A 25,570-nucleotide genomic window follows, 5' to 3' on the forward strand; every position below is an offset into this window, starting at 1 on the left:
CCTTCACCATCTTTCGAGATCTTCTCAAGCATGGCGTCCATGAAAACTTCGTCTTTGTCGATCTCTTCGCCGGTAGAGAAGTCTACGATAGTACCTTTCTTCCCTTTTCTCGGAAACGAAGGCAGCATCCTCCTTATTATGTTGGCAGTCTTTTTGCCATTACGGTGTAGTGATGTCTCGAAGTTGCGGAACCTTAAAAAAGGACTCCTGAAGTCGAAGGCTACAATACCATAAACATATCCGACGATAATGCCGACAGCGACAGAGGCCAAGGTGACGAACTGCATCTGCGAGACGCTTATAAGAAGATACACCCCAAGAAGCCCAGTTATAAGCCATTTCACCTTTATAGGTATTATAAAGAACAAAAGGATCTCAGCCTCAGGGAAAATAAGCATCCACATGATAAGGACTGCATATATCGAAGGCGTACACCCCGCAAGGAAGATACTGCTGCCGGTGAGCGCCATGACTCCCCACGCAATAATGGCAGCGATGACGCCGCTAGAGAAATATAAGACAAGAAATGACCGCGCTCCTATCCTCTCAAGAACGCGCGCACCAACGAATCCTAATATCAGCATATTAAACAGTAGGTGTATGATAAATCCTAGCGATATCCCATAAGACGCAGGATGGATGAGCATATACGACAACGGCTGCCATAACATATAACGGTCTAATCCCCACAACGAAAGACTCAGCAACCTTTGCGGAGCAAAAACAGGGAAATAATAGACGATAATAGGGTCGAGAAATGCCGATATTACACTTATCGCTACAGTGAAGATGATAAGCTTCTTAAGAATAGAAGGGAACGCCGCCCCCTCAAGATGATACGATCGTTGATATGTCATAGATACTCCTTCGGTAGATATACAGCTATGGTGAAGCAAAAAAGAAATTTATTCAACAATAATCAAAAACCCTTGTTTTTTATCGGAGAAGAATGTATCGTTGTAAGTCTTATAGATATCGATATCCGGAGAAAAAAGATATATTATGAAGAAAAAAACACACCCTAAGTATCAACAAGTTCTTTTCGTCGACTCTTCGACGGGATATAAGTTCCTATGCGGTACGACACTACAACCTAAAGAAAAAGAAGAATTCGAAGGCAAAGAATACCCAGTATTCCGCGTTCCTGTGTCGTCGTCGTCACACCCATTCTTCACGGGAGACCAGAAATTCGTCGACTCCGAAGGACGTATTGACAAGTTTAAGAAGCGCTACGGAAAAACATCGTCTCGCAAGAAGAAAACAGAAGAAGTTCAAGAAGAAAAGTAAAAGCTTAGCACTCAGGGCTGATACCAATGGCATGAAATAAACTCGCAAATTGGCTCCAAGATTTTTGCGCAGAACATCGCGCGGAGATCGCAGTAAACATTTGTGTGTTAGCAAGATCGAGCGTGATGTTCTGCGTAAAAAGATAGAGATGGATTTGCAGGTATATTTTATGGAGTTGGTATTATGAAGGAGAAGATACAACGCCTTCTCGGCCGCTGTGCTGAGGTCGAAGAGATCTTGGGAGACCCCGAGGTCTTCAGCGACAATAAACGTTACAAAGCCCTTACTCAAGAACACTCCTATCTTTCCGATATAAAAGACCTGTGGGAACAGATAGAAAGTGAGACGAAAGGCCTCGCCGACAACAAAGAACTTGCCAAAAGCGAAGAAGACGAAGAATTCCTCGATATCATCAACGAAGATATCACTACACTAGAATCTTCTCTAGGAATTCTTAACCATAAGCTCGAAACCCTGCTCGTCCCACCAGACCCCCACGACAATAACAACACCATCTTAGAATTTCGCGCCGGAACCGGCGGCGATGAAGCAGCGATATTCGTTGGAGACTGCGTGCGGATGTATATGCTATACGCCGACAAACAGAAATGGAAATACGAGCAGCTGTCATGCTCTCCGTCAGAAGCCGGCGGATATAAAGAATATGTCATGGTATTTTCAGGGAAAGGCGTCCACAGGAAACTTCAATACGAAGGAGGCACACACCGCGTGCAGCGCGTCCCAGAAACAGAGACACAAGGACGCGTCCATACTTCTGCGATAACGGTAGCTATAATGCTAGAACCCGACGAAGAAGATGATATCGTCATCGACGAGAAAGACCTGCGTATCGACACCATGAGAGCTTCAGGCGCCGGCGGCCAACACGTCAACACCACAGACTCCGCAGTAAGGATAACACATATCCCTACAGGCATCGTTTCCGGATGCAAAGAAGAGAAAAGCCAGCATAAAAATAAAGATAAGGCTATGCGCCTACTAAAAGCTAAACTCCTCGATGCCGAAAGAGAGAAGCAACACAAGGAACGCTCTAACGCACGCTCACAACAGATAGGCTCCGGCGACAGGTCAGAAAGAATCCGTACCTACAATTTCTCGCAAAATCGTATCACCGACCATAGAATAAACCTCACGAAATATAACCTCGAAAATGTTATGAATGGCGATCTCGACGATTTCGTCGACGCCCTCGTCAGCCACTTCCACCAGAAAAGACTGCAGAGTGAAGAATGAAGACGGTACAACAGGTCCTCGACCTCACAATATCATACCTCGAAGATAATAATATCAACCACCCACGACGCCACGCAGAAGAAATTCTCGCAGCAGCACTCGATATGAAACGCCTCGACATATATATGAACTTCGATAGACCACTGTCCGATGAAGAGCTGAAACATTGCCGTGCAACGCTGACACGATGCGGCAAAGGCGAACCCATCGACCATATACGAGGATCAGTGGAATTCTACGGAACGACAATCGCCGTAAATAGCGACGTCCTTATCCCAAGACCAGAGACGGAACTCCTCGTCGACGCCATAGCAAAAATCATAGAAAATGAAGACCTCGAAGGTAAAACACTAATCGATATGTGCTGCGGATCAGGATGTATAGGGATAGCGCTGAAGAAAAAGTTTCCAAAACTCGACGTCATACTCTCCGACAAAGAGCCAAAAGCCTTAGAAATGGCAAAGAAAAATGCCGCAAATAATGACGTAGCAGTCGCACTATGCGAAGGCGATCTTACTGAAGCCTTAGGCGATATAAAAGCCGATTATCTCGTATGTAACCCGCCATACGTCACAGAAGAAGAATATAACAACCTCGACAGAGGAGTCCGCGATTACGAGCCAAAATCCGCTCTGGTAGCAGGACGCACAGGGCTGGAATATTACGAACGCCTAGAACAAGAACTTCCAAATATCTTAAAACCCAAAGCACTGATATGGCTGGAAATCGGCGCCGGACAAGGAAAACACCTCGAAAATATCTTCGGGAGCACTAAATGGCATGGCGCAATTTCTTCAAAAGACCTCTCCGGTAACGATAGATTCTTCACAGCACAAAAAGCGTAGTTATACCAATTAATTCTTTTCTTTTTATATCGTTTAGATATAAGATATTAGTTTTTAATCAATCTAAAAGGTTTTATTTATGGGCCCTATACTACCTGCAGTAAATGAAGAATTAATAAAATATTTCACAGACCACTTTGATTGGGGCCTTGTTAGGCAAAGGATCACCAAAGATTATATTACTTCATTAAGAGAAAATTTTTTTTCCGACAGAATATCCGACTGCTTGGAAGCTATAGAAGAGCTTGATGGATTTGTGAGATGCCGGGAACTTGACGACGAACTTCGTCAAAAAGCTATTTACGTATTACGTGCAGCTGTTTTTTCCAGCTCTAGCACCGAAATAGTTCGTGTGGGGGCTCTAGCTTTTTATGAGCTTCTTGATACTTTGCGTGAGATTGTGAGCGATGCGGAGCGTGGCGACGGACTTCGTCAAGAAGCTATGTATTCATTAAATTTCTTTGCTTCTAAAGATTCCTTTCTCGAAAACGAAGACCTTCGTGAGAGTGCTCTAACAGTGCTTGGTGGGCTTATCGATGCTTTGTGTGAGATTGTGAGAATAAGTGGGCGTGACAGCTACATTTGCATTATTGCTATTTTGTCATTAGGTTTCATTGTTTCTTCAGACAACATAGTTCATAGAACAAGGGCACTAGAAAAGCTTGATGGCTTTGTGAGGTGTAAGTCTCTTGGCCCCAATCTTCGCAGAAAGGCTAGTAAGGAATTAAATAGTTATATTTCTTCCACTTCTGACAGCGAAGAAGCTCGTGCGCAGGCACTAGCAGTGCTTTGTGGGCTTATCGATACTTTTGGTGAGATTGTGATGGGTGATATTTTGACGGGTGAGGGTGGTGAAGTTTTTTTTCGTCAAGAGGCTATTTTGGGATTAAAACGGGTTGTTCGTTACGGTGAAAAGACTGATAGAACGAGGGCTCTAAAAAAGCTTGTTGGATTCTTGAGATCCAAAGAGCCTTACTCCATCCTTCTCGGCACCGCTTCGAATGCATTATATACCGCCACTCATTCTGACAAATATTTTGTCAGCGAAGAAGCTCGCAGGCAGACTCTTGTGGAGCTTGTTGGACTTGCCGATATTTATTATGCTGAGGCTGAGGTGGATAGTGATCTTAGCGACTTTTTTCATGATAATACTTTTTTGGTATTAAAGTATTTTGCTTCTTCTGACAGCGAGGTCGTCAGCGAAGATGTTAAAAAAATAGCTATAGAAAAGTTAAGAGTTTACAAACAACCCAGAGTTATAACTTTAGAGGAGCTGTATGCAAGATTAAATCCCTGACTAGTCCGCGTTTCCGTGGTAAAATCCTAATCCTATCCTATACGCTCTACGCTCTTACTATACGTTAATTTTTGCCATTCGCTCTTCCTATACGCTATAAAAAGCTCCGAACTCATTAATCACTGATAATTGATATTAATTCTCTTGAAAAAGAAAGCTTTTCATAGTAGAATGTCTTCTTTGTATTTGTAGGATTTGAAAAGGTTCGATGTTTGGAGCTGTAACAGAGAAATTCGGGAGTGTATTTGCTGCAATAGCAGGGAAAAATAAGCTGTCCGAAGATAATATCACCGACGCCGTAAGACAGGTGCGCCTCGCGCTCCTCGAAGCCGACGTCAACTACAGCGTGACGAAGAACTTCATAAAAAGAGTTAAAGAAAAAGCTCTCGGCGATGCCGTTATGAAGTCCGTTAAGCCCGGCGAACAGTTTATAAAAGTCGTCCACGACGAACTCGTCGCACTGATGGGCGGCGAAGAGCCGACGATCGACGTTAAAGGCAAGCCGGCAGTGATGATGGTCTGCGGATTGCAAGGGTCTGGAAAGACGACACAATGTGCGAAAATAGCACATATGCTACAAGGCGACGAGTATAAGAAGAGACCGCTATTAGTAGCATGCGACCTGCAACGGCCCGCCGCTGTAGAACAGCTGAAAACACTAGGGAAACACGTCGGTATCGACGTCTTCGCTATAGAAGGACAGAAGAAACCAGTAAAGGTCGCCAAAGAAGCAGTAGCATACGCCAAGAAAAATGGCCACGACGTCGTTATCGTCGACACCGCAGGAAGGCTGCACGTCGATGAAGAGCTTATGGAAGAACTCGCCGCAATAAAAAAGGCGATAACACCTAACGAGGTGCTGTTCGTCGCTAACGCAGCAACAGGACAAGACGCCGTAACGACAGCAGCAGAGTTCGACGCCCGTGTAGAGATGACCGGAACGATACTCACCATGCTCGACGGGAATACCCGCGGCGGAGCAGCAATATCGATAACAGAGGTGACAAAAAAACCTCTTAAATTCGAAGGCATAGGCGAAAACGTCGAAGACCTGCAGATCTTTAACCCAGAGTCGATGGCCGACCGTATCCTTGGTATGGGCGACACAATAAACCTAGTAAAGAAAGCTCAACAGCACTTTGACGAGAAAGAATCAGGGAAACTCGAGGAGAAACTTCGTAAGGCGACATTCACCTACGAAGATTACCTCAAGCAGATACAGACCGTAAAGAAAATGGGGTCGCTGAAAAGTATTATGAAGATGCTTCCAGGAATGGGAGCGATGAAAGATGTAGATATACCAGAAGATGAGTTCCGAAAAGTCGAAGCGATGATCCTCGCTATGACAAAAGAAGAACGACGCGGGAAGGTAGACCTCGGAATTAGTAGAAGACGACGCGTTGCACGTGGCAGCGGCACGAAAATAGACGACATAAATAGATTGAGAAAGTCGTTTAAAAGAGCGAAACAATTTTTTAAGAATATGCCACATAATATGAAACAATTAGAAAAAAAGATGGGAGGAGCTGTATAATGGCTTTGAAAATCAGAATGCGTAGACAGGGAAGAAGAAATCGTCCGTTTTATCGCATAGTAGTAGCAAACTCGGAATCACCACGCGACGGAAGACACGTCGAGGTGATAGGATGGTATAATCCTATCGAAAAAGAAGATGATAAAATCCTCTCTATCGATGTCGAACGCGTAAAACATTGGCTGGAAGCAGGAGCACAGCCTACAGAGAAGGTAGAACACCTTATCGCTAAAGTAGCACCAGAGGTTATCAAAGAGCGTAAGCAGAAAGCTGTAGCACGCCGCGAGACCCTTAGAGCTAAACGTAAGGCGCGCAAGAGTAAAACAACAGCGTAGAACTCTACGCAGTATTTGTGGGGCGGAACGATGCAGATCGATATCGTATCACTGTTCCCGGAGTACTTCGCCGGGCCCTTCGATGAGAGTATGATAAAACGTGCTCGCAATAATGGTATCCTCGATATTCGACATACCAATATTCGCGATTATGCCGATAATAAACATAACCGCGTCGATGATAGACCCTACGGCGGAGGACCAGGGATGGTCCTTATGGCGAAACCCGTCGTCGAGGCAGTGAGAAGTGTTAAAACACCAGAAAGTACGGTGATATACCTCTCGCCACAAGGGAAGACGCTGACACCAGCGATGGCACGTGAACTCTCCACAAAAGAACACCTCGTGTTTCTGTGTGGACACTACGAAGGTATCGACGAAAGAGCACTCGGCGCCATCGTCGACGAAGAGATAAGCATTGGAGACTACGTCGTAACAAGCGGATGCCCAGCGGCTATCGTCGTTATCGACGCTATGGCACGGTATATCCCGGGATTTCTCGGCGATGAAGATTCTGCAGAAGAAGATTCTTTCGAAAACGGAATCCTCGACTGCCCACATTATACGAGGCCGCCAGAGTTCGAAGGGAATAACGTCCCAGAAGTCCTCCTCAGCGGCAACCATAAAGACATAGAAAAGTGGAGACACGAAGAAGCACTAAAAAAAACAAAAACAGTGCGTCCGGACCTCACAGAAAAGAGATAATATAGGAGAAAATAACAATGAAAAATATATTAATAGAATCTATAGAGAAAGAACAGCTTCGTGATGATATCCCAGAATTTAACGTCGGAGATACCATAAGCGTACATTACCGTATCATAGAAGGCGCTAAAGAACGTAAGCAGATCTTCACAGGTACAGTAATAGCACGTAAAGGTAGAGGGCTTTCGGAGACAGTGTCTATCCACCGTATCGCCTACGGCGAAGGCATGGAGAGATTATTCCTCATCAATAGCCCACGTATCGCGAAAATCGAAGTCACACGTAAAGGTAAAGTGCGTAGAAGTAAACTTTATCACCTACGTGGTTCATACGGTAAAGCATCGAAAGTTAAAGGCCTCATGGAAGGACGTCGCAAGAAAACAACGACGAAAAAAGATGAAGCCGTAGAGGCAGTATCAGTAGAAGAAACTACTGTTGATGCCAAAGAATAATAAGCGTTACGACGAACTCTCACAATATGAGCGCGACGCTGAACGGCAAGGATATAACATCATCGCCGGCGTCGACGAAGCAGGACGAGGGCCTCTGGCAGGCCCTGTCGTTGCTGCAGCCTGTATAATACCCCCACAACACTACATCGAAGGGCTCGACGACTCAAAGAAGCTGTCGCCAAAAAAACGTAAAGCCCTATACGATCTCCTCATCGCAAACCCAAATATCTCCTACGGCGTCGGTATAATAGAACCCGAAATCATCGACGAAATAAATATCTTCCAAGCAACAATATTGGCGATGATCAACGCCGTCGATGCCCTAAAAATACCACCACAATATATCCTCGTCGACGGTCTCTCCCTTCCACACAAAACAATACCTACACAGAAGATAATAAAAGGCGACACGCTGTCATACTCAATAGCAGCAGCATCGATAATCGCTAAAGAAACGCGCGACAACATAATGCTCGAATACCATAAACAATACCCACAATACTCCTTCGATAAACATAAAGGATACCCAACAAAAACACACGTCGCATGCCTACACGAATACGGCCCCACACCAATACACCGCATGACATTTAAGGGGCTCCGCGCCCCTTAAAAAACCCGCGCCAAAGGCGGTATCCGCCTCTGGACTCCCCAAGTAGGCGACAAAGTGCTACTGCACTTTGCTGCCAAAGTTATCCGCTAAATGGATTGCCAAAGGCCGTTATTGCTAGTATAGCATGCAGCGCCACTGAGATGATAAATACCCACCAGTAATAGCAGTGGTATCTGTAGAAACGCATATAAAGTTTTGACTTGCTGAGCTTTTCAATTCTTAATCCTAAGATGCACCTGCAAGAAAATAGAATCACGATAAGAGAAAAAATGTTCACCCATCCTAATATGTAAGCGGCCTTAGCCGCTATTAAAAAGTCTGTTGTCATATTATTGTACCACCATTGTTCCTGCCATTGCACTATGTCCTGAGCCGCAAAAGACATTGCACCTAAATGGGAATGTCCCTACTTTATCAGCAACGAATTCTATCGTTACTGGCTCGTCAGGGTTTAACCGTTCATTAATATTGAAAGAAGGCAATGAAAAACTATGGGCGACATCGGTACTCGTTACTGTTATCCTTACAGTATCGCCTTTATTTACCTCTATTATCTCAGGAACGAACTCCCATTGTTTCGCTATCATGGAGAATTCCTTAACAATACCTTGTCCTTCCGATATATCTTCGGAAGCTATAACATTTTCTAGATAGTCATTTTCTGGGAAAGGTACTGGCGATGGTGGCACTGTTTCTTGCTGCTGCGAACAACCCAAAATAAAAATTAAACCTATTCCTAAAAAAACCGAATATATTCTGCTCATAGATATTACCTCTTCCTAGAGATAACCTTTTCGCTAAATAATTATCTACCTAAAATTTGATGCTTCTCATCTCCATCGTTTCCGATTGTGATGATGGCAGAGACAAAGCAAAAAGCGAAGACAGTTTCTGTCTTCGCTTTTTGCTTTGTCGTGGGTTTACAAAGGGATATTTCCCTTTGTCGCGGGAGGTGTGGAGGGCGCGGAGCTCCTCCACTAAGAGGTGCACAGCACCTTTTGCGTGGTGTGTGGCAGCGCTCCACAAGCGTTGCTTATGCTGTTTTGGTATGCTATGGAGATATCGAAGGTAGAGGTTTTTTCGCCGAGGATTTCGTTGATGGTGGTGAGGGCCTTCTCGGGGGAGTTGCATTCGTCGGAAAGGTGCGCAAGGTGTACGTGTTTCAGGTCTTCGTGGTAGACGTCTAGGAGTAGGTTGCCACAGGCTTCGTTGGAGAGGTGTCCGCTACGGCTTAGGACGCGCTGTTTGTATATGAAAGGCCGCGGTGAGGCATGGACCATGTCAGGGTCGTGGTTCGCTTCGATATAAAGATAGTCGCAGTTTTGCAGGCGGTTTTTTACTAACGAAGAAGCGAAGCCGAGGTCAGTACAGAACCCTATCTTGATGTCGTTGGTGGTTATCGTGAAGCCTACAGGGTCGACGGTGTCGTGCTGTATGCTGAAGGGATGGATCTCAAGGTCGCGGAATTCGAAGGTGTCGCCGGTGGTGAATATCGTGAACTTCGCAACGGCGCTGAACATGTCGCAGATGCTTCGTGCCGTGTCGCTGTTGGCAAAAACAGGGATGCCCATGCGATATGCCATAATACGAAGGCCTTTGACATGGTCGCCGTGTTCGTGGGTGATAAGAATGGCATCGAGGTCGGCAATGTCGACGCCGATCTCAGCAAGACGAGCTTTCGTGGCTTTTCCGCTTAAGCCCGCATCGATGAGGATCTTAGAGTTCTCGGTGCCGAGGAATACGCTGTTGCCTTTAGAGCCCGATGCAAGGGGACAAAATCCTATCATAATACCTTCCGTTTTCAGTGATATATAATGTATATGAAAGCCGAAAAACACGCCATATAAAAGTTAGGAATAGGACTTTTACCACAGAGCCACGGAGGACACAGAGAGGAAGAAACAGGTCCAGTTCACCAACATAGGTAACACTTTATCAAAGAAATTTCTGTAGTTGACTATAAAAATGATGTAAGCTATATTTTGTTGCAACAGGAGATAATTGTATATATGACGAAGAAAGAGGTGGTATTACAGCATCGCGAGATGAAGAAAGCCAAGCAGAAGCTTGCTGTTGCCGATGCTTTTATCAAGCAGCTTGAGACTTCGAAGTTCGAGGACGTCATTATTAAGGAAGTATGTGTTGCCGCCGAGATTTCCGAGGGGACGTTTTACAATTATTTCCCTAAGAAGTCAGACGTCATCTTTTATTATAGAGAGATATCTTTCGTTAAGATAATAGCACACCTTAAAGGTCTAGGCTCGCGATACAGCGCTTTGCAGCGTATCAATACTATCTTCGACGTTCTTGCTGAAGGTGTTTCTAATGCTAATGTCTTATACGAGCTGAGTTCTTTGTTTATCAGGAACTATGAGAGGCGTCAGAAGAGGACGCTTACCCCCGCAGAGGTATGTTATATCGCCCCTGAGGTGTCGTATGACGATATCATCGCTGCGGAGTCGCTACACGGCGTTTTCTGTGGGCTTCTTCGTGATGCTAAGAAGAATGAAGAGTTGCCTCCGAGGGCTTCTGTTGACGATGCGGCGTTGTCTTTGAATGTTATAATGGCGGGAGTTCCTATGTCTATTGAAGAGGGGCGTTTTGCCATGTTGAAAAAATATTATCAGAAGCAGTTAAAATTATTATGGAAAGCATTAAAAAAATGAAGATATTGAAATTGTTTAGCGTTGTACTTATTTTCTTAGTAGCAACGACAGCGATATACGCCGAGGAAGAAAAGGATATTGTTTCTCTTGACGTTGAGACGGCTATAATTTTTGCGTTAGACGCCAGCGAGGCGTTACGCATAAAAGATAACGACATCGCCAAGAAAGACTCCCAGCATTCCGAGGCGTGTTCTATGTTGTATCCTAGCGTCGATGGCTCTGTGGCATGGCAGAAGCACTACCTGTATCCTAACATCTCCTCCACAGCATCAGTAAGAGACTATACTTTCAGCGCTGGCGTCACCGCTACGCAGATAATAACGACGTTTGGGAAGGTGTCAGCGGCGATAGGCGCTGCGGAGAAAGGCAAAGAGGTGACGGTATTCGTCCGTGAAGGCGTTAAGAACGACATAATATATGCTACGAAGGTAATGTATTTCAATGCGTACTTCGCGAAGAGGACCCTCGACCTCGTTCAGGAGTCGTACCACCGCGCTTCGCAGAACAATGACATCCTGAAAAAACGCTCCGAGAAAGGCCGCGTTTCTAAGCATGACAACATAAAGATTATGGCAGACCTCGCAGCACGCGTTCCCGTAGTGAACAACGCCAACGCGGAATTTTCGTCGGCGATGGAGACACTGAAGACACATCTCGACGTCGGAAAAGGTAGCGAGATGGAGTTCCTCGAAGGATACCGTTATGACAATGGCGACATCGACAAAGAATCCCTGTATAATGCTCTGGATACGTCATATCCTACGCTTAAAGCTTTGTATGAGACGATTTCGTTGTATGAAGAAGCAGTGAAAGGCAAGGAAGCAGAATACCTTCCTACGGTGTCGGCGTTTGTCAGCCTGAAGCATGCCGGAAACAGCAGCAAATATTATATCGTAGGAGATATGGGGAACTATGGCGATGTTGGTGTTAGCGTTTCTATACCGATATTTTCGGGAGGAAAAAGGAAGCAGCAGCTTTCGCAGGCACGTCTCGACAAAGAGAATGCCGTCCTTTCTGCGCAGAAGATGCGCAAAGACCTTACTCTTGAGCTTGAAAAGTCTATAATAGAATATGAGGAGCTCCTGAAGAGTATACCTTCTAACGAGCAGGCAGTACACCTCGCAGAAGAGACGTTTATCCTTAGCCAAGACCTCTTCGCATCAGGGCAGATATCAGTGACAGACCTCAACGACGCCGAGTTTATGCTCACAAACCAGAAATTAAAAAGCGAGATGACGCTATTCAAAGTCAGCGTCCTACGCGCAAAGATAGAGATGTTTACAGGAGCCGCCGATGATTATATCCGATAAGAAAAGATTTTTTGTTTACCTCGCCCTAGCAATAACGTTCGTTATTCTCGTCATTATAAAGATGCAGACGATAACGACAGGGCGAGAAAAAGAGATAACAAGCTCTTTCGACGAGTGGGAACGCCATGGTAAGCCCGTCGTCGTTGAAGAAGTCGTTAGGAAAGACACTAATATGTATATGAAGGTAACGGTGACGCCAGATACAGAAGGGACGCTCGTAGGGTATGTTCCCAAAAGCATGCAGCGTGATATCGTCGCTGGACAGGACGTCTTACTCGAAGGGTCTGTTAAAGGCACCGTCAGCGCCGTCGGCGATGATATCGATATGGATACAGGGATGTATTCCGTGACGATAACATATGAAGGCGCTAAGAGACTCCCTGGGCGGCGATATATCGCAGATATAACGATAGAAATCCTAGAAGATAGTATATGTATCCCCAACGAGGTTACAGAGACGGTAGACGGTAAAGTGCTAGTATGGGTCGTCGATGACGGCATAGCAGAAAGACGTGCTATAACAGTAGGAGGCCGTAACGGCTACGGCGCAGAAATTCTAGGAGGCCTCGACATCGGAGAATTCCTCGTAGTAGAAGGGTTCTCGAAGCTCGACGATGGTGATAATGTCAATATACAACAACAGAGATAGCTATGATAAAATTTTTCGTTAAAAACCCTATTACTACGATAATGTTCGTTTCGATATTCATCGTCCTAGGAATCGTAGCAGCATATAACTTGCGTATCGAAAGGACGCCGAAGATCGACTTCCCAATAGTGACGGTTTCGGTGATATATCCCGGAGCGACACCGCTGGAGATGGAGACGTCGGTGATCAACAAGATAGAAGACGCTATCGCCGAACTCTCAGAGATAAAGAATATACAAAGTCAGTCGCACGATAACTTCGGATATGTCTTTGTTGAGTTCCTGCTGTCTTCAGATATAAACATTAAGTTCATCGAAGTAAAAGACAAAGTAGAAGCTCTCCTCAACGACCTTCCTACTGAGATGATGAAGCCCGTCATAGAGAAATTCGACCCACTCGTTGAGTCTGTGATGGACCTCGTTGTTATGAGCGATACCAGAGACGAAAGGGCTTTGTACGAGTTCGTCGACAAGAAACTTGTCGACCAGTTCTCTTCGATAAAAGGCGTAGCAAATATAGGCCTTTACGGCGGAGAAGAAAGGCAGATACACGTAGACCTCGATCCTTTCCTTATGCAGAAGAACTATGTCGACATCCGCGACGTCATCGCCAGCGTAAAAGCTAAAAATAAAAATATTCCAGGAGGCCTTCTTGAAAAAGGGGACTATTCCCTAAACCTACGTTTCATCGGAGAGTTCGAAGATATCACCGAAATTTCCGAGATGCTTATCGTCTCGAGAGACGGCGGCGCCGTAGCACTTAAAGATATAGCAACAGTATATGACGGCGCTAAGAAGGTGGCAACACGAGCACGGCATAACGGAGAGAACTCTGTAGGGATGTCTTTGAAGAAAGTCTCCGACGGCAACGCTATAGAGATCGCCAAAGAAGTTCATAAGAAGCTCGCAAAACTCGAAGGCATCATCCCCGAAGATATAACGATAACAGTGTCGTCAGATACAACGACGTTTATCGTAGAAGAAACAACAGATACAGAATGGGCTATCATCCTCGGAATAATTTTGACGATAGTGATACTATATTTCTTCACAGGAAGCGCAATTACGACATTTATCGCCTCGATAGTTATCCCTATATCAATAGTGTCGGCGATATTCCTCGTAGACGTCTCGGGTTTCACGATAAACTTCCTGACGCTGCTAGCTATAGCGACAGCACTAGGGACGCTTATCGCCAACGCCATAGTAATAATAGAAAACTGCTTGAAACACGTACAGAAAGGCGAAGACCCCGTCGATGCCGTAATAGCTGCGACGAAAGAAGTGTCGGTAGCGATATTCGCCTCTACAGGGACGAACCTCGTCGTCTTCGCGCCAATAGCTTTCATGGGAGGTATCGTCGGACAGTTTATGCGCTCTTTCGGCCTTACCGTGATATATGTAACGATATTCTCCTTGATAGTGTCTTTTACGCTGACGCCGATGCTGTGTGGACTTCTGCTTCGCAAGAAAACAACGACGAAGAAAAAACGTTGGAATCCTCTATATCTCTTCGTGAATATCACAGACCGCTGTGTGCAGTGGCTTCAGAAGGAATACCATATCATCTTCAAGGTGATGTTCCGTTATCATAAGACCGTTGTCGTCGCAGTAGTTTGTATACTCTTATCGATAAAAATCGTAGTACCATATATCGGAAGCGATTTCCAGCCAAGCTCCGACGAAGATATGATCGTCGTCTCTATAGAGATGCCCCAAGGGTCTACACTAGAACGTACCCTCGATGTAGTTAAAAACGTCGAAGATAAAGTCTCCAAAATCGCAGAAGTTACATCGTACCTGTCGTATGTCGGTAAAAGCGGCGTCGAGAATGGCGAGGTCGTAGTAAACCTAGAGCCTTCGGAAGAACGTGAAAGAAGCGATATGGATGTCATCGATGAACTCGTACCCTTCGTCGCTATGATCCCCGACGCTAATATAGCGATAAAACGTGGGATGTCGTCGATGCATGGCAGCGACGTCTCCATCGACATCTACGGCGACGATATCGATGAGCTCCTAGCAAAAAGCGCTATGATGAAAGAATATATGGAAGATAGCGGATTCTTTAGGTCCGTAACATCGTCGTATAAGACGCCAAAAAACGAGATACGCTTCATCCCAGACCAAAAGCTTCTCCTTGAAAGCGGACTCCGTGGCATTGAAATCGGTAGCGTAATAAGAGCGTCGATATATGGCGACGATACAAATAGCTACAAAGAAGCTGGCGAAGACTATACTATCAACGTGAAACTCGACGACAGATACCTCGAAGATTTCGACGACATCGAACAGATAACGATAATATCACGGAAAGGCCTGAGCCCTATAACGGAGCTAGGAGACCTTGTAAGGCGTAAGGCGATGCCGATGATACAACACCGCGAAGGACAGCGTATCATACAGCTAAACGGTGACCTCGCAAAGTCTACAGCAGGATACGTTATGACGGTGCTCGACGAAGAGTTCTCTGCAATGACGTTCGACGAAGGATACGGATATCGTTATGTCGGGAACGCTGAAATGCAGGACGAATCGTCAAGAGAGATAACGAAGGCGTTTATCCTCGCCGTCATCATGACGTATATGCTCCTAAGCGCTATAATGAACTCGCTGATATATCCTATCCCTATAGCATTGTCGGTGGCGACGTCGTTCTCAGGGGTTTTCTACGCGCTGTTTTTCATGGGAGAGACGATAAATATTGCGTCGATGCTAGGGATGGTGATGCTCGTAGGGCTCGTCGTCAATAACTCCATACTACTACTAGACTATACGCTAATAAAAATAAAAGAGGGGACTCCCGTCATAGATGCCTTGTGGTATGGCGTAGAACAACGTTTCAAGCCGATAATAATGACGTCGATAGCGATAATACTAGGAGTCGTCCCACAACTGTGGTCGGTGATGCTCACCAAGTCGTCGATGGCAACAGTGATGATCGGCGGGATGATAGCATCGGTGATATTCACCTTCCTCTTCACACCAATAGCTTTCTGGTACGCATATAGAGTGAAAACATTCTTCATGAAAAAATCAGCCGAGCCGAAATCGGCTGAGTAGTTCGGAATAGGACTTTACCACGGAGATCACAGAGGAATCACAGAGTTTTCACGGAGAGCGCCCACTGCGCAGAGCGCGCAGCGGACGCACTTCTCATCATTGCCTGCGGCAGGCAATGATGAACATAAATATTGTCATGTTCAGGTGATATATTCCCCAAATGTAAAATGTACTAAAATCTATTAAAGTAGTAGATTTTTTAGGCGGTATATGTTTTTAAAAAATAAAACAGCAATACTATGTAGTCTTTTTTTTATTGCATTAAAACTGGTTATAAGTTATAATATAGGCTTAAATTTAATTTAAATGAGGTTTAGTATGAGAATTGAAGCATTTAGAGAATCGGTGAAGGATCTTTCTGAAAATAAATTAAGAGATCGCTATCTGAAAATTAAGGAGAGTAAAGAGTTTAGGACTGAATCGCTTATCGGGCTTGAAGCAGGATTGGCGGTTGTTACCGCGATTGCGTTGAAAAGCTTTGCGGTTTTATCTGGTACTTTTGCGATAGTATGCGCTTTAAATGTAGGCGTAGTAATCGGCGTTCTTCTCAAAAATCGTGCAGATGCGCGTAAGGAAAAAATAATAGAAGATGTTCTTAAGGACAAAGGAAGGCAGATAGAGTTCAAATGGGATAGATTTAGAATTTTGTCGGGTTGGTCTTCACAAATTACGGATATACAAGCGCAAGCATAATAAAAACATCCTCAAAATCAGTTGGTTATTAAGACGAACGTTGATCGAGGTTCGGAATAGGATTTTACCACAGAGATCACAGAGGAACCACAGAGTTTTCACGGAGAGCGCCCACTGCGCAGAGCGCGCAGCGGACGCACTTCTCATCATTGTCTGTGGCAGACAATGATGTACTGACCTTGTACTACATCACTTCCATGCTCGAATGATCGCTGATGATTCATGTGGCTTCATAACATGAGTATTAAATAAATAGTCGATTGTCTTGCGGCTTGTTGTAATGTTTACTTCTGTAACACTCGCTTCCGAAAAACCTAATTTCGTCATAATTTCTTTTTTTGTCTTATCATGATCTTGCATAAAGCTAGAATAACGCTCGTCGCCAGAAGGAAGAAGCGGAGGATGTGGCGGGTGTTCTGAGGCTTTTTCTAGCAAAAACTCTGCTTGTTGCTTGAAAGCATCCTCAAACGCCGATTCTATCTCTTCCCTATGAAGCGTATCAATAACGGTGTCTCCAGGCTCTGCAGGCTTGTAAAAGTCACAAAATCCCTCGAGAGGGTCTAGCGCCATGCGATACTCTTCTTTATGACCACTAGCGAGTGCCTTTATATTCCGCTGCCTTACGCGTTCTCCCAAAATATGAAATGGGCAATAGGCCAAGCCTATTTTTAGTGGAGCATAGTTGTTTTTTTCTACCATGCGCGCTAAGAACGCCTCTTCATCATAAGGATCAAAAATGACCGACGTCCCTTCTCTTGATTGTTCAATAACAGCCTCATCCATTTTTCTTGTGTACTCTTCTTCACGCTTGATATCATATTTTTCCTTTTTTGCCGCTTTCAAGGCTTCTTGTGCATCTTTTAGCACTTCTTTTGTAATGTCCGGCTTCCAACGCACTCTATTAGCAAATAGTGCACAAGCAATATCTTGGTGTTCCATTGCTTGAGCCATACGAGAATATAGTTCTGGAGTCTGATTTCGAACCAAATTAGCATCTCGTGATGCCGGGTCCATCATCGTTTTAAGCTCACCGAGAGCTTCTTTAGCGTCCCTTAGCGTCTCTTCCGAAATATCAGGCTTCCAATGCGGTTCAAGGCCTATTCTTATCGCACGGCCAATATCTACAGGCTCTGTTGCCAAAATTATTTTCGCGTATAGTTCTGGAAACTCTGCTCGCGCTGTTTCCGCGTCTTGTAATGGAAAGTCTATGTCCATGCCAGATTCTTCCCATTCAGGAGCTTCCTTCCTTAGCTGGCGTATTATCGATGACTTCCCCGCTGTAGAGTTCCCCAAAAGAACAAATATCTTTCCTTCACTATATTGGCGCAAATGTTGAAGGGCGTATTTTTCTGCTTCAAGTGATCGGCGAAGCTGATGGGAAATGATTGCCTGAAAAATGGTGGCAATTTTTTTTACAGGCGCTTGTTGTATAATCCTTGGATTATAACGTACTATTTGCTGATCACCCATTTTGCCAGTTTTTGATTGGCGGGATGGTGTCGACCCTGGTCTAGTTATACCTTGTCCTTCTATTTCTGGTATTGGCATTGCTTAACCTCCACTTATATAAATGCGCTTATCGTATATAATCGTGATTTTAAAGAGAAAGTCAAGTGAAGTTTATTAAGAGTTCGGAGCTCGGAATAGGATTTTACCACGGAGATCGCAGAGGACGCACAGAGTTTTTCACAGAGAGCGCCCACTGCGCAGAGCGCGCAGCGGGCACACTTCTCATCATTGCCTGTGGCAGGCAATGATGAATATAGATATTCCCCAAATGTCAAAATGTACTAAAATCTACTAAATTAGTAGATAATTGGGCGAAAATGCCCGCTTTTCATGCGAAATTCTTCGTAAAATGTGTCAAAACCTACTAATTTTAGTAAAATTAGTAGATTCTTTGATATGGTCAACATAAAGGTAATCACCGAGGCGATACAAGAGCTTAAAGATCAAATTCGTGAAGAGGCAGAAAAAAGCAAAAAATTTCGGCAAGGGCTGATGACCTTTGATCCCGAGTTGAATATTCGTCAATCGGCGTTACTTTTTCATGCTATGAAGCATCCTTCTGAGGTTTTTTCTATAAAGGCTCACCAGACGACAAATCATATATCTTATCAGACGGCAAGGACAGACCTTCTAGAGCTGGCAGATAAGGGATATCTGAAACAAATCAAAAAAGGAAAAACCTTTTATTTCATATCTGCCGATAATTGAAATGTCAAAATCTACTAAAAGCTACTAAATTAGTAGATAAATCGTCGCGGATATATGGTGACAAGACGACGAAATAAAAAGTAACATGTTTCATATTAAAAAAGAGTAATAAAATTTTTATTACGCTCTTGAGTGCTTCTGAGCCGTTTTTTAAAAATATCGATCGACACTTTTTCCTTTATCATAATGTGATTAATAGCATAATCTCTGCTTCGCACAAAATAATCGGAGCTTGCTATGAAATGGTTTATTTCTCTATTGTTCTTCTGTAATTGTTATGCTGCTGACCCCAATACAATTCTCGACAATGTCAACATCTCCACTGGCTCCATTAACTACAAACAAACGGATCTCGTTGTCGATGCTATCGAACCCTTGATCATCGAACATTCATATCAAGGCACTGAAAAAGCTGATGTCTTCTTCCCCCACCTTAAAGCAAAGATAGGATTAAGCTCGAATAACATAGAATTTTTCGCTTGTGAACCTAGCGGTCTTGCCCTTTATTATCTATGGAATCGCTCAGCATCGTTTGATTGCTGTCCACAAAATATCCCAGGCTTAACAAACACTTCAGAAAATAATCTTTCAGCACGGAATAATCCTCTCAATAATTGCGCTACTTTTAATCCTGGTGGCCATTCAGTGCGCGTTACTTTGCCTGACGGAGGATTCCGAGCATATCGCCTAAACTCAGATTCCTGCACTGAGAGAGACCTTCATTTAACGATGGAAGTATTGCCAAACGGCAATCAGCGGCACTATGAATATGATGGACAGAGGCGTCTCGCCCGCGTTAGCACAAAAAACTGTTCGGGAGCGATAGAATATGCATGGGCGAAATTTTCGTATGATGGTGACGACGTCGTTGTCGATACTAGCGACGGTCAGCAAGCCACCTATCACTTTATAAAACACAAACACAAAGTTTTTTTAGATACCGTTTCTATCCCAGAACGGCCGAAAATACAGATATCTTATCACGAAGGTAAAGAAAGCCTTTTACCTCAAGAAATCTCTGTTGATGGTCAGCCTGTCTTTCATGTCGATTACAACCCCGGAGAAACACGCATTTCGTCGATGGAGCTTTTCATCGAAAAAGACAAACCCTCTGTACCATTCCGCACTTTCTCCTATCAAGATGGCAAGACCGAAAGTCGTGACGCTGCGGGGATGCTCACAACACACCATTTCGACAAAGATTCTCGCCTTGCTAAGGTCGATAATTATAAAGAAAACGACGAGCTTTTTTCTAGCCAGCATTTAACGTGGGAAGGCGCTAATCTTAAAGAAAAGGCGCTTTTTTCTGCCTCCGGGGATTGTATTTTCTCTCGTGAGTTTTCCTATGACGATCTTGGTAATGTTACCGAAGACATCTTTCATGACGATTCCTTAGATACCACATACAGCAAAAGTTTTTCTTATTCTTCCGATGGCAGAAACATGCTTCTCAAAGAAACCGAAGACTCCGGGCTTATATCAACTTTCGAATATCTTCAAGGAACCGATCTGATTTCAAAGAAACTTATCGCCGGCCCCGAAGGCACCTTCCAGCGCTATTTTTTTGTATATGACGACAACAATCTATGCGTCGCTGAAATCTCCGACGACGGCGATGCCAAAGGCATCGATGATTTTAGTGGCGTCTCCGAGCGTAAAATATGTAGAATTTCCCGCTCGGAAGAAAACTTTCTACCCATAACCATCCAAGAACTGTATTGGGATGGCAAAGAAATTCCTTTGTCGACGCGGAAAATTTCTTACAACACCGAAAATAAAGTTGTCCGTGAAGATGTTTACGATAGCGATGGCATATTTTTATATTCACTCCATACGGATTATGACTCTCGAGGAAACATATCCAGGAAAACAGATCCGCTAGGGCGTGAGAGCTTATATGAATATGATGACTTTGGACGCTTGATCTTCGAACAAAAAGCAGGAAAACCATTTTCAAGACGCTACTACTACGATCTCGCTGGAAGGTGTATCTTCTCCGAAGAATATGATATGGAAGGAGACAGACGTGCGGTGTCGACGCATTACGACACTCAAGGGCGTCCGATTTCTATTACTGACGAACATGGTAATATAACAGAAAACACCTATGATGCTTTCGGTAATTGTATTGAAACAAGAGCCCCTGACATCCTTGATGAAAATGGAAACATATATTCTCCAGTCCTTAAAAATGCTTTCGACGAGCAGGGTAACGCCATAAAGTTATATGGCGCTGATAACAGTGTTGTCGAGACGAGTTTCAATGCCCTCGGTGGCCCTATAACAATAAACCATCCTGATGGCACCGTCACCAGAAACACCTATCTTCCTAATGGTTTGCGAGAAAAAACTATTACTGACGATGGCTTGGAAACACGTTTTACCTATGATATCCTTCAACATGTTATCGCACAAGAAACCTTCTCTCCCGAAGGCATTTGTCTTGTTCGTGAAAGCTGGGAATACAATACTTTTCACATGCTGTCGCATACAGACATCGAAGGACAAAAAACAGTATACTCCTATGACCGTGCAGGAAGGAAGACAGCAGAACAGTGTGGAGATCATCGCTTACAATTCTCTTATGATTCCAGAGGATATCTACTGTCGACTTTTGATGTTTCTAGCGGAATAACGCATACACAGAGTACCGACTTGGCAGGAAGAAAGACCGAAGAATGGATAGAGCAGCCTAATGGCAACGTCGAAGACCATACGATATTTCATAACACATATTATGATAAAATCTTCCGTGTCGTTCGTGGCGACGCTGTCGACGAAGTCGAATATGATGGACGCGGAAGGAAAGTCTTACATATCGACCCTCTTGGCGCTAAAACAACGACCTCATACGAAGACAACTACTGCAACGGTTTGGGACAAAACGTTCTGCGTACGACAACGACGATGCCTAATGGTATGAGCCTCGTTGAAACCTATGACACCCTGTCTCGCGTAATAAAGATAGAAAAGAAAGACCTCGAAAAACAGGTTCTTCACAAAGAAGAGCTTTTTTACGACCGTTCTAGTAATATGGCTATGTCTGTCGTCACGATTTTCAAGGATGATGCGCCGCCTAGGACAATTTCTACGTGCTTTGTCTATGATAGTATGCATAGGCTTATTTCTAAAACAGAGGCAGACCAAAGGACGACGTCATATTCTTATGATTCTATAGGGCGTGAAATCTTACGTAAGAAGCCTGACGGCGTAGAGATTATGTCTTCATACGACTATCTTGGTAGGGTGACGGAACTACGTTCGTCTGATGGTTCGGTACAATATCGTTATTCCTATGACGAAGGCATGCAGCCGACGCGTATAGAAGATATTGTTGCAGGAACAACGCATCATTGTTCTTACGACAAAGAGGGAAATCTCATCTTCGAAGCAAACGGATGCGGTCTTGTCCTTCAGTGGACGTACGATGCTGTGGGGCGTCCATTATCGCTAAAACTTCCCGACGATACCCTCATAGAGTATTCTTATGAAGGCTCTCATCTGTCGGAGGTCTCACGGCCGACATATTCCCACAGATATCTTTCTTTCAACGAACATGGCCACATCGCCGAAGAGCAGCTTATCGGTGATATGGGCGCTAAGAGCACTTCATATGACATTCTTGACCGCCCGTTCTTACAACGCTCGTCATCTCATGAAATTTCACAGACATTCAACCTCAACGGTGAAATCGAAACGGTTACTTCTTCGTTGATAGGTTTCAAGGACTATGAACACAACCTTCTTTCGTTTCTTGTTAAGGAAGACGAAGAAGAGTATCAATACGATTCTATTGGGAACCCTGCGGAGATCCCTGTCGACGACCTCAACCAGCTTCAGAGGGAGGATCTTTCCTATGATTTGAACGGGAACCTCCTTACGAGAGAAGACCTGTCTTTCAGCTACGACGCTTTAGACCGCCTTGCCACGATAGCAGGTCCTAATGATACCATAACATATACTTACGACCCTTTTGGTCGTATGCAGTCTAAGACAACGAGCGAAGGGGTGATATATTTCATCTGCGATCACGATTCGGAGATCGGCGCTGTCGATGCAGAAGGCACTATCATACAACTTCGCGTCCTTGGTGATGGCATTAACAGTGAAAGTGGTGCTGCTGTTGCTCTTGAGCTTCGTGGAGAGGTTTATGTTCCAGTCCATGATCTTAGAGGAAACTTAATCGCTCTGTCCTCTCTCGATGAAAAAGATGTAGTGCAGACGTATGATATGAATGCTTATGGGCAATGTGATATATCCGACCCACTGTCGCCGTGGCGTTTTTCTTCCAAACGCCATGAAGAGGGAGGCCTAGTTTGTTTCAGACATCGTTTCTATGATACTACTCTAAAGCGCTGGCTTACTCCAGACCCTGCAGGGAATATTGATGGCTCAAACCGCTATGGTTATGTCCTCAGCAATCCCGTCAACCGCCTCGACCAGTGGGGGCTTTATGAAACTCCTATTTGTATTGAATCTCCATATGTTGGAGCCGCAAGCTTCCGAGTCACTTTTTCATTCGATATGAGCTCTATGATGAATGCAGGTACATTTGAAGAGCAGGTTAGTTCTTTAGGCCTTGTTATGCAACATCTCATAGTCAACAATGATGATGTACACTACCTGCGTAGCAGCGCTACAGAAATTGCTCAAGCAAAGTCATATGAACTACAAAAGTTTTTCTCTGCGGCCTTGGAATTCTCAAATGAAGGCGAGATTCTCTTGACGTCTTTAACCAACGGTATTGGTAATAAACCACACGATTTTACATCATCGATTAAAAGTGTAAATAATATTTTTCATAACGACGTGTTCATGATGGGGCTCTTCAACGCAACAGAAGGTCTTAAAACGGATCTAAACAGGGTGTTCGTTGAAGGTCAGGGATATGATACTCCGATAGTCATTATGATGAGAACGGAAATTCTTTTTAATGCACGTCTGTGTGAGAGAGTGGGAGATAACACCTATTTTTTAAAAATCCTCCACAGCGAAGCAGGCTTGATATACTGCAATGCTTTTAATGGGATGACTCTCGAACAGCAAAATCTTGTCAAAAAACATGCTTTGGTTGCTGCTTTTGGCCCTGCCGAGCCAGTTCCCAGATCTTCCGCTTATGAAGCGATAAACATATATTCTGAGAAAGACAATATTACAGGGGGCGCCGGTAGAAACAAAGATCCTAATGACTATGATATTCGTTTCGTTGAATGTATTTCATCGTGGTCTGAACATAATTTGCTTGGCTATGCAGATCATGCGTATCTTGGGTCGACATATCAAGAAGCTACTAGTGATATGATAAAACATTTTGATGCTAAATATAAGTTTTATCGCTATAATAAATAAAAAAGGTTTTTCTATGAAATATTTACTGCTTTCCTTATGTTGTTCTTTATTATTTTTAACGCTCTATGCGAGTGATAATTCCTATTTTGGTCGTGATCCCGAGCATTATAAAGAAGGTAATAAGCTCATCAACGAGATGTTTAGAGAGTATGCAGAGCGTGTATGCAAGCAATATGATTTGAAGTGCGAAGGCGACATGGGGGGCTTCCCGGGGCAGATTCAATCTCTCGGCGGAGTATTTGGCGTCAAGCGGCTACTTGCTGTGGATGAATTGCGCATTCTCATCCTTAAACTTCTTGCAGACTTTCAAGATACTATAAACAGAAATGAAAAAATCAGACCATTTCTCGCAGAATATCCATTTGCTGCCGATCGCATCACTATTATGCTAAGAATTTACGATGGAAATAAAAGACCGTCACCTGATGAAATTTCTCTTGCTTTTTCATCTCGAGATCATATTTCATATTGCTATTCTGATCCAAAGAAATCTATTTTCGAGGATAAAAAAATCCAAGAACCATTCGAAGAGGCATGTGAAAAGGCTGGCATCGATGTTGCGACGATATCCCCGATATATTCATTATATGATGATACAGGCCGCTTTCTTAAAACGGAAAAAAATGATAACCCCACTACCAAAAAGAAATAAGACGAAATCATGAAATATTTACTGTTGTTCCTGTGTTTATTCTTTTCGTCCCATATGCTTTATGCAAACGATGAATATTATCATTTTCGCACACCAGATAATCGTCAGGAGAGCGATAAAGTTATCAACGAAATTTATGAGGAATGTGTAGAACGCCTATGCGAAAAATATCATTTACTGTATCTAGCAGACCTATATCACTTTCCTGAAAAAATAGACTTCTTAGGCGGGGCATTCGGCATGAAGCGCATGATTTCCGTTGATGAATTGCGGCCTCTTGTACTAGCGTTACTTGCAGATTTTCAAGAGGCGATAAACAACAACGAAAAAATCAGGCCGCTCCTCGTTGAATATCCATTTCCAGCGGATCGTATCACTATTATGATAGGTCTTTGTGACGGGGACAAACTACCTCCTCATGATGAAGTTTCCAATGCTACTTCAGAGAAGGGTTTTCTTTGCTACAGGTTTAGCGATTTAATCAAAATAGTTCAAGGGAAGGAAGAAATCAAAGAATCCCTTGAAGAGGCGTGTGAAAAGGCTGGTATAGACCCTGCGACCATATCTCCGATATATTCGCTATATGATGATACAGGCCGCTTTCTCAAAAGTGAAAAAAACGACAATCCCACTACCCAAAAGGAATAAGG

At 44.0% G+C, this 25,570-nt stretch carries 23 protein-coding genes; 18 read left to right on the forward strand and 5 right to left on the reverse strand.

Going from position 1 to position 25,570, the window contains the following annotated elements; genetic code table 11:
- Nucleotides 1–857 (reverse strand): rhomboid family intramembrane serine protease (locus HN980_05240; GenBank protein ID MBT6928879.1); only part of this gene is annotated, 857 nt, incomplete at its 3' end.
- 145 nt (nucleotides 858–1,002) lie between these two features.
- Here HN980_05240 and HN980_05245 point away from each other — a divergent pair.
- The 9 genes from HN980_05245 to HN980_05285 all read left to right on the forward strand — a co-directional run bounded on the left by HN980_05245 (nucleotide 1,003) and on the right by HN980_05285 (nucleotide 8,322).
- The gene (locus HN980_05245) at nucleotides 1,003–1,287 is read left to right on the forward strand and encodes a type B 50S ribosomal protein L31 (GenBank protein MBT6928880.1); all 285 of its coding nucleotides are present in this window, start codon (nucleotides 1,003–1,005) and stop codon (nucleotides 1,285–1,287) included.
- Nucleotides 1,288–1,470: 183 nt separating this feature from the next.
- The gene (gene prfA, locus HN980_05250) at nucleotides 1,471–2,541 is read left to right on the forward strand and encodes a peptide chain release factor 1 (protein ID MBT6928881.1); all 1,071 of its coding nucleotides are present in this window, start codon (nucleotides 1,471–1,473) and stop codon (nucleotides 2,539–2,541) included.
- Entirely contained in the window at nucleotides 2,538–3,386 is an 849-nt protein-coding gene (gene prmC / locus HN980_05255) for a peptide chain release factor N(5)-glutamine methyltransferase (protein MBT6928882.1), read from the forward strand. The genes prfA and prmC overlap by 4 nt, the downstream gene beginning before the upstream one ends.
- 79 nt (nucleotides 3,387–3,465) lie before the next feature.
- A complete protein-coding gene (locus HN980_05260) occupies nucleotides 3,466–4,683 on the forward strand; it encodes a hypothetical protein (protein ID MBT6928883.1) in 1,218 nt (405 codons plus the stop codon).
- Between the two features lie 208 nt (nucleotides 4,684–4,891).
- A complete protein-coding gene (ffh, locus tag HN980_05265; GenBank protein ID MBT6928884.1) occupies nucleotides 4,892–6,217 on the forward strand; it encodes a signal recognition particle protein in 1,326 nt (441 codons plus the stop codon).
- A complete protein-coding gene (gene rpsP, locus HN980_05270) occupies nucleotides 6,217–6,552 on the forward strand; it encodes a 30S ribosomal protein S16 (GenBank protein MBT6928885.1) in 336 nt (111 codons plus the stop codon). Before ffh ends, rpsP begins: the two co-directional genes overlap by 1 nt.
- A 30-nt stretch (nucleotides 6,553–6,582) precedes the next feature.
- Nucleotides 6,583–7,257 (forward strand): tRNA (guanosine(37)-N1)-methyltransferase TrmD, encoded by a 675-nt coding sequence (gene trmD / locus HN980_05275; protein MBT6928886.1) that lies wholly within the window; start codon nucleotides 6,583–6,585, stop codon nucleotides 7,255–7,257.
- Between the two features lie 17 nt (nucleotides 7,258–7,274).
- Nucleotides 7,275–7,709 (forward strand): 50S ribosomal protein L19, encoded by a 435-nt coding sequence (gene rplS, locus HN980_05280; protein MBT6928887.1) that lies wholly within the window; start codon nucleotides 7,275–7,277, stop codon nucleotides 7,707–7,709.
- The gene (locus tag HN980_05285; GenBank protein ID MBT6928888.1) at nucleotides 7,696–8,322 is read left to right on the forward strand and encodes a ribonuclease HII; all 627 of its coding nucleotides are present in this window, start codon (nucleotides 7,696–7,698) and stop codon (nucleotides 8,320–8,322) included. Before rplS ends, HN980_05285 begins: the two co-directional genes overlap by 14 nt.
- A gap of 79 nt (nucleotides 8,323–8,401) precedes the next feature.
- Here the strand turns inward: HN980_05285 and HN980_05290 are convergent, their stop codons facing one another.
- The 3 genes from HN980_05290 to HN980_05300 all read right to left on the reverse strand — a co-directional run bounded on the left by HN980_05290 (nucleotide 8,402) and on the right by HN980_05300 (nucleotide 10,109).
- Entirely contained in the window at nucleotides 8,402–8,650 is a 249-nt protein-coding gene (locus HN980_05290) for a hypothetical protein (protein ID MBT6928889.1), read from the reverse strand.
- Nucleotide 8,651: 1 nt separating this feature from the next.
- Nucleotides 8,652–9,086: a hypothetical protein gene (locus HN980_05295; GenBank protein ID MBT6928890.1), complete on the reverse strand. Its 435-nt coding sequence runs from the start codon at nucleotides 9,084–9,086 to the stop codon at nucleotides 8,652–8,654.
- 213 nt (nucleotides 9,087–9,299) lie between these two features.
- Complete coding sequence (locus HN980_05300; protein MBT6928891.1) at nucleotides 9,300–10,109, reverse strand: MBL fold metallo-hydrolase; 810 nt, start codon at nucleotides 10,107–10,109, stop codon at nucleotides 9,300–9,302.
- Between the two features lie 222 nt (nucleotides 10,110–10,331).
- On the opposite strand from HN980_05300, the gene HN980_05305 reads away from it, so the two are divergent.
- The 5 genes from HN980_05305 (at nucleotide 10,332) to HN980_05325 (ending at nucleotide 16,702) form a co-directional block, all read left to right on the forward strand.
- Complete coding sequence (locus HN980_05305) at nucleotides 10,332–10,988, forward strand: TetR/AcrR family transcriptional regulator (protein ID MBT6928892.1); 657 nt, start codon at nucleotides 10,332–10,334, stop codon at nucleotides 10,986–10,988.
- Nucleotides 10,967–12,298 carry a TolC family protein gene (locus HN980_05310; GenBank protein ID MBT6928893.1) on the forward strand — a complete coding sequence of 444 codons (1,332 nt, stop codon included), beginning with the start codon at nucleotides 10,967–10,969 and terminating at the stop codon, nucleotides 12,296–12,298. The genes HN980_05305 and HN980_05310 overlap by 22 nt, the downstream gene beginning before the upstream one ends.
- On the forward strand, nucleotides 12,282–12,947 hold the full coding sequence (locus tag HN980_05315) for a hypothetical protein (protein ID MBT6928894.1): 666 nt from the start codon (nucleotides 12,282–12,284) through the stop codon (nucleotides 12,945–12,947). The genes HN980_05310 and HN980_05315 overlap by 17 nt, the downstream gene beginning before the upstream one ends.
- Before the next feature lie 2 nt (nucleotides 12,948–12,949).
- Complete coding sequence (locus HN980_05320; protein MBT6928895.1) at nucleotides 12,950–16,009, forward strand: efflux RND transporter permease subunit; 3,060 nt, start codon at nucleotides 12,950–12,952, stop codon at nucleotides 16,007–16,009.
- Nucleotides 16,010–16,327: 318 nt separating this feature from the next.
- Nucleotides 16,328–16,702: a hypothetical protein gene (locus tag HN980_05325; GenBank protein ID MBT6928896.1), complete on the forward strand. Its 375-nt coding sequence runs from the start codon at nucleotides 16,328–16,330 to the stop codon at nucleotides 16,700–16,702.
- Between the two features lie 189 nt (nucleotides 16,703–16,891).
- On the opposite strand, the gene HN980_05330 is transcribed toward HN980_05325, so the two are convergent.
- Nucleotides 16,892–18,250, reverse strand: coding sequence for a hypothetical protein (locus HN980_05330; protein ID MBT6928897.1), 1,359 nt, complete (start codon nucleotides 18,248–18,250; stop codon nucleotides 16,892–16,894).
- A gap of 357 nt (nucleotides 18,251–18,607) precedes the next feature.
- Between HN980_05330 and HN980_05335 the strand changes: the two genes are divergently transcribed.
- From HN980_05335 to HN980_05350, 4 genes are all read left to right on the forward strand, one after another.
- Nucleotides 18,608–18,919 carry a hypothetical protein gene (locus tag HN980_05335; protein ID MBT6928898.1) on the forward strand — a complete coding sequence of 104 codons (312 nt, stop codon included), beginning with the start codon at nucleotides 18,608–18,610 and terminating at the stop codon, nucleotides 18,917–18,919.
- 237 nt (nucleotides 18,920–19,156) lie between these two features.
- A complete protein-coding gene (locus HN980_05340; protein ID MBT6928899.1) occupies nucleotides 19,157–24,268 on the forward strand; it encodes an RHS repeat protein in 5,112 nt (1,703 codons plus the stop codon).
- A gap of 13 nt (nucleotides 24,269–24,281) precedes the next feature.
- Nucleotides 24,282–24,920: a hypothetical protein gene (locus tag HN980_05345; protein ID MBT6928900.1), complete on the forward strand. Its 639-nt coding sequence runs from the start codon at nucleotides 24,282–24,284 to the stop codon at nucleotides 24,918–24,920.
- 9 nt (nucleotides 24,921–24,929) lie between these two features.
- Nucleotides 24,930–25,568, forward strand: a complete 639-nt coding sequence (locus tag HN980_05350; GenBank protein MBT6928901.1) for a hypothetical protein — start codon at nucleotides 24,930–24,932, stop codon at nucleotides 25,566–25,568.
- The last annotated feature ends 2 nt before the right edge of the window (nucleotides 25,569–25,570 follow it).

The organism is Waddliaceae bacterium, from assembly GCA_018694295.1.
Lineage (GTDB): Bacteria > Chlamydiota > Chlamydiia > Chlamydiales > JABHNK01 > JABHNK01.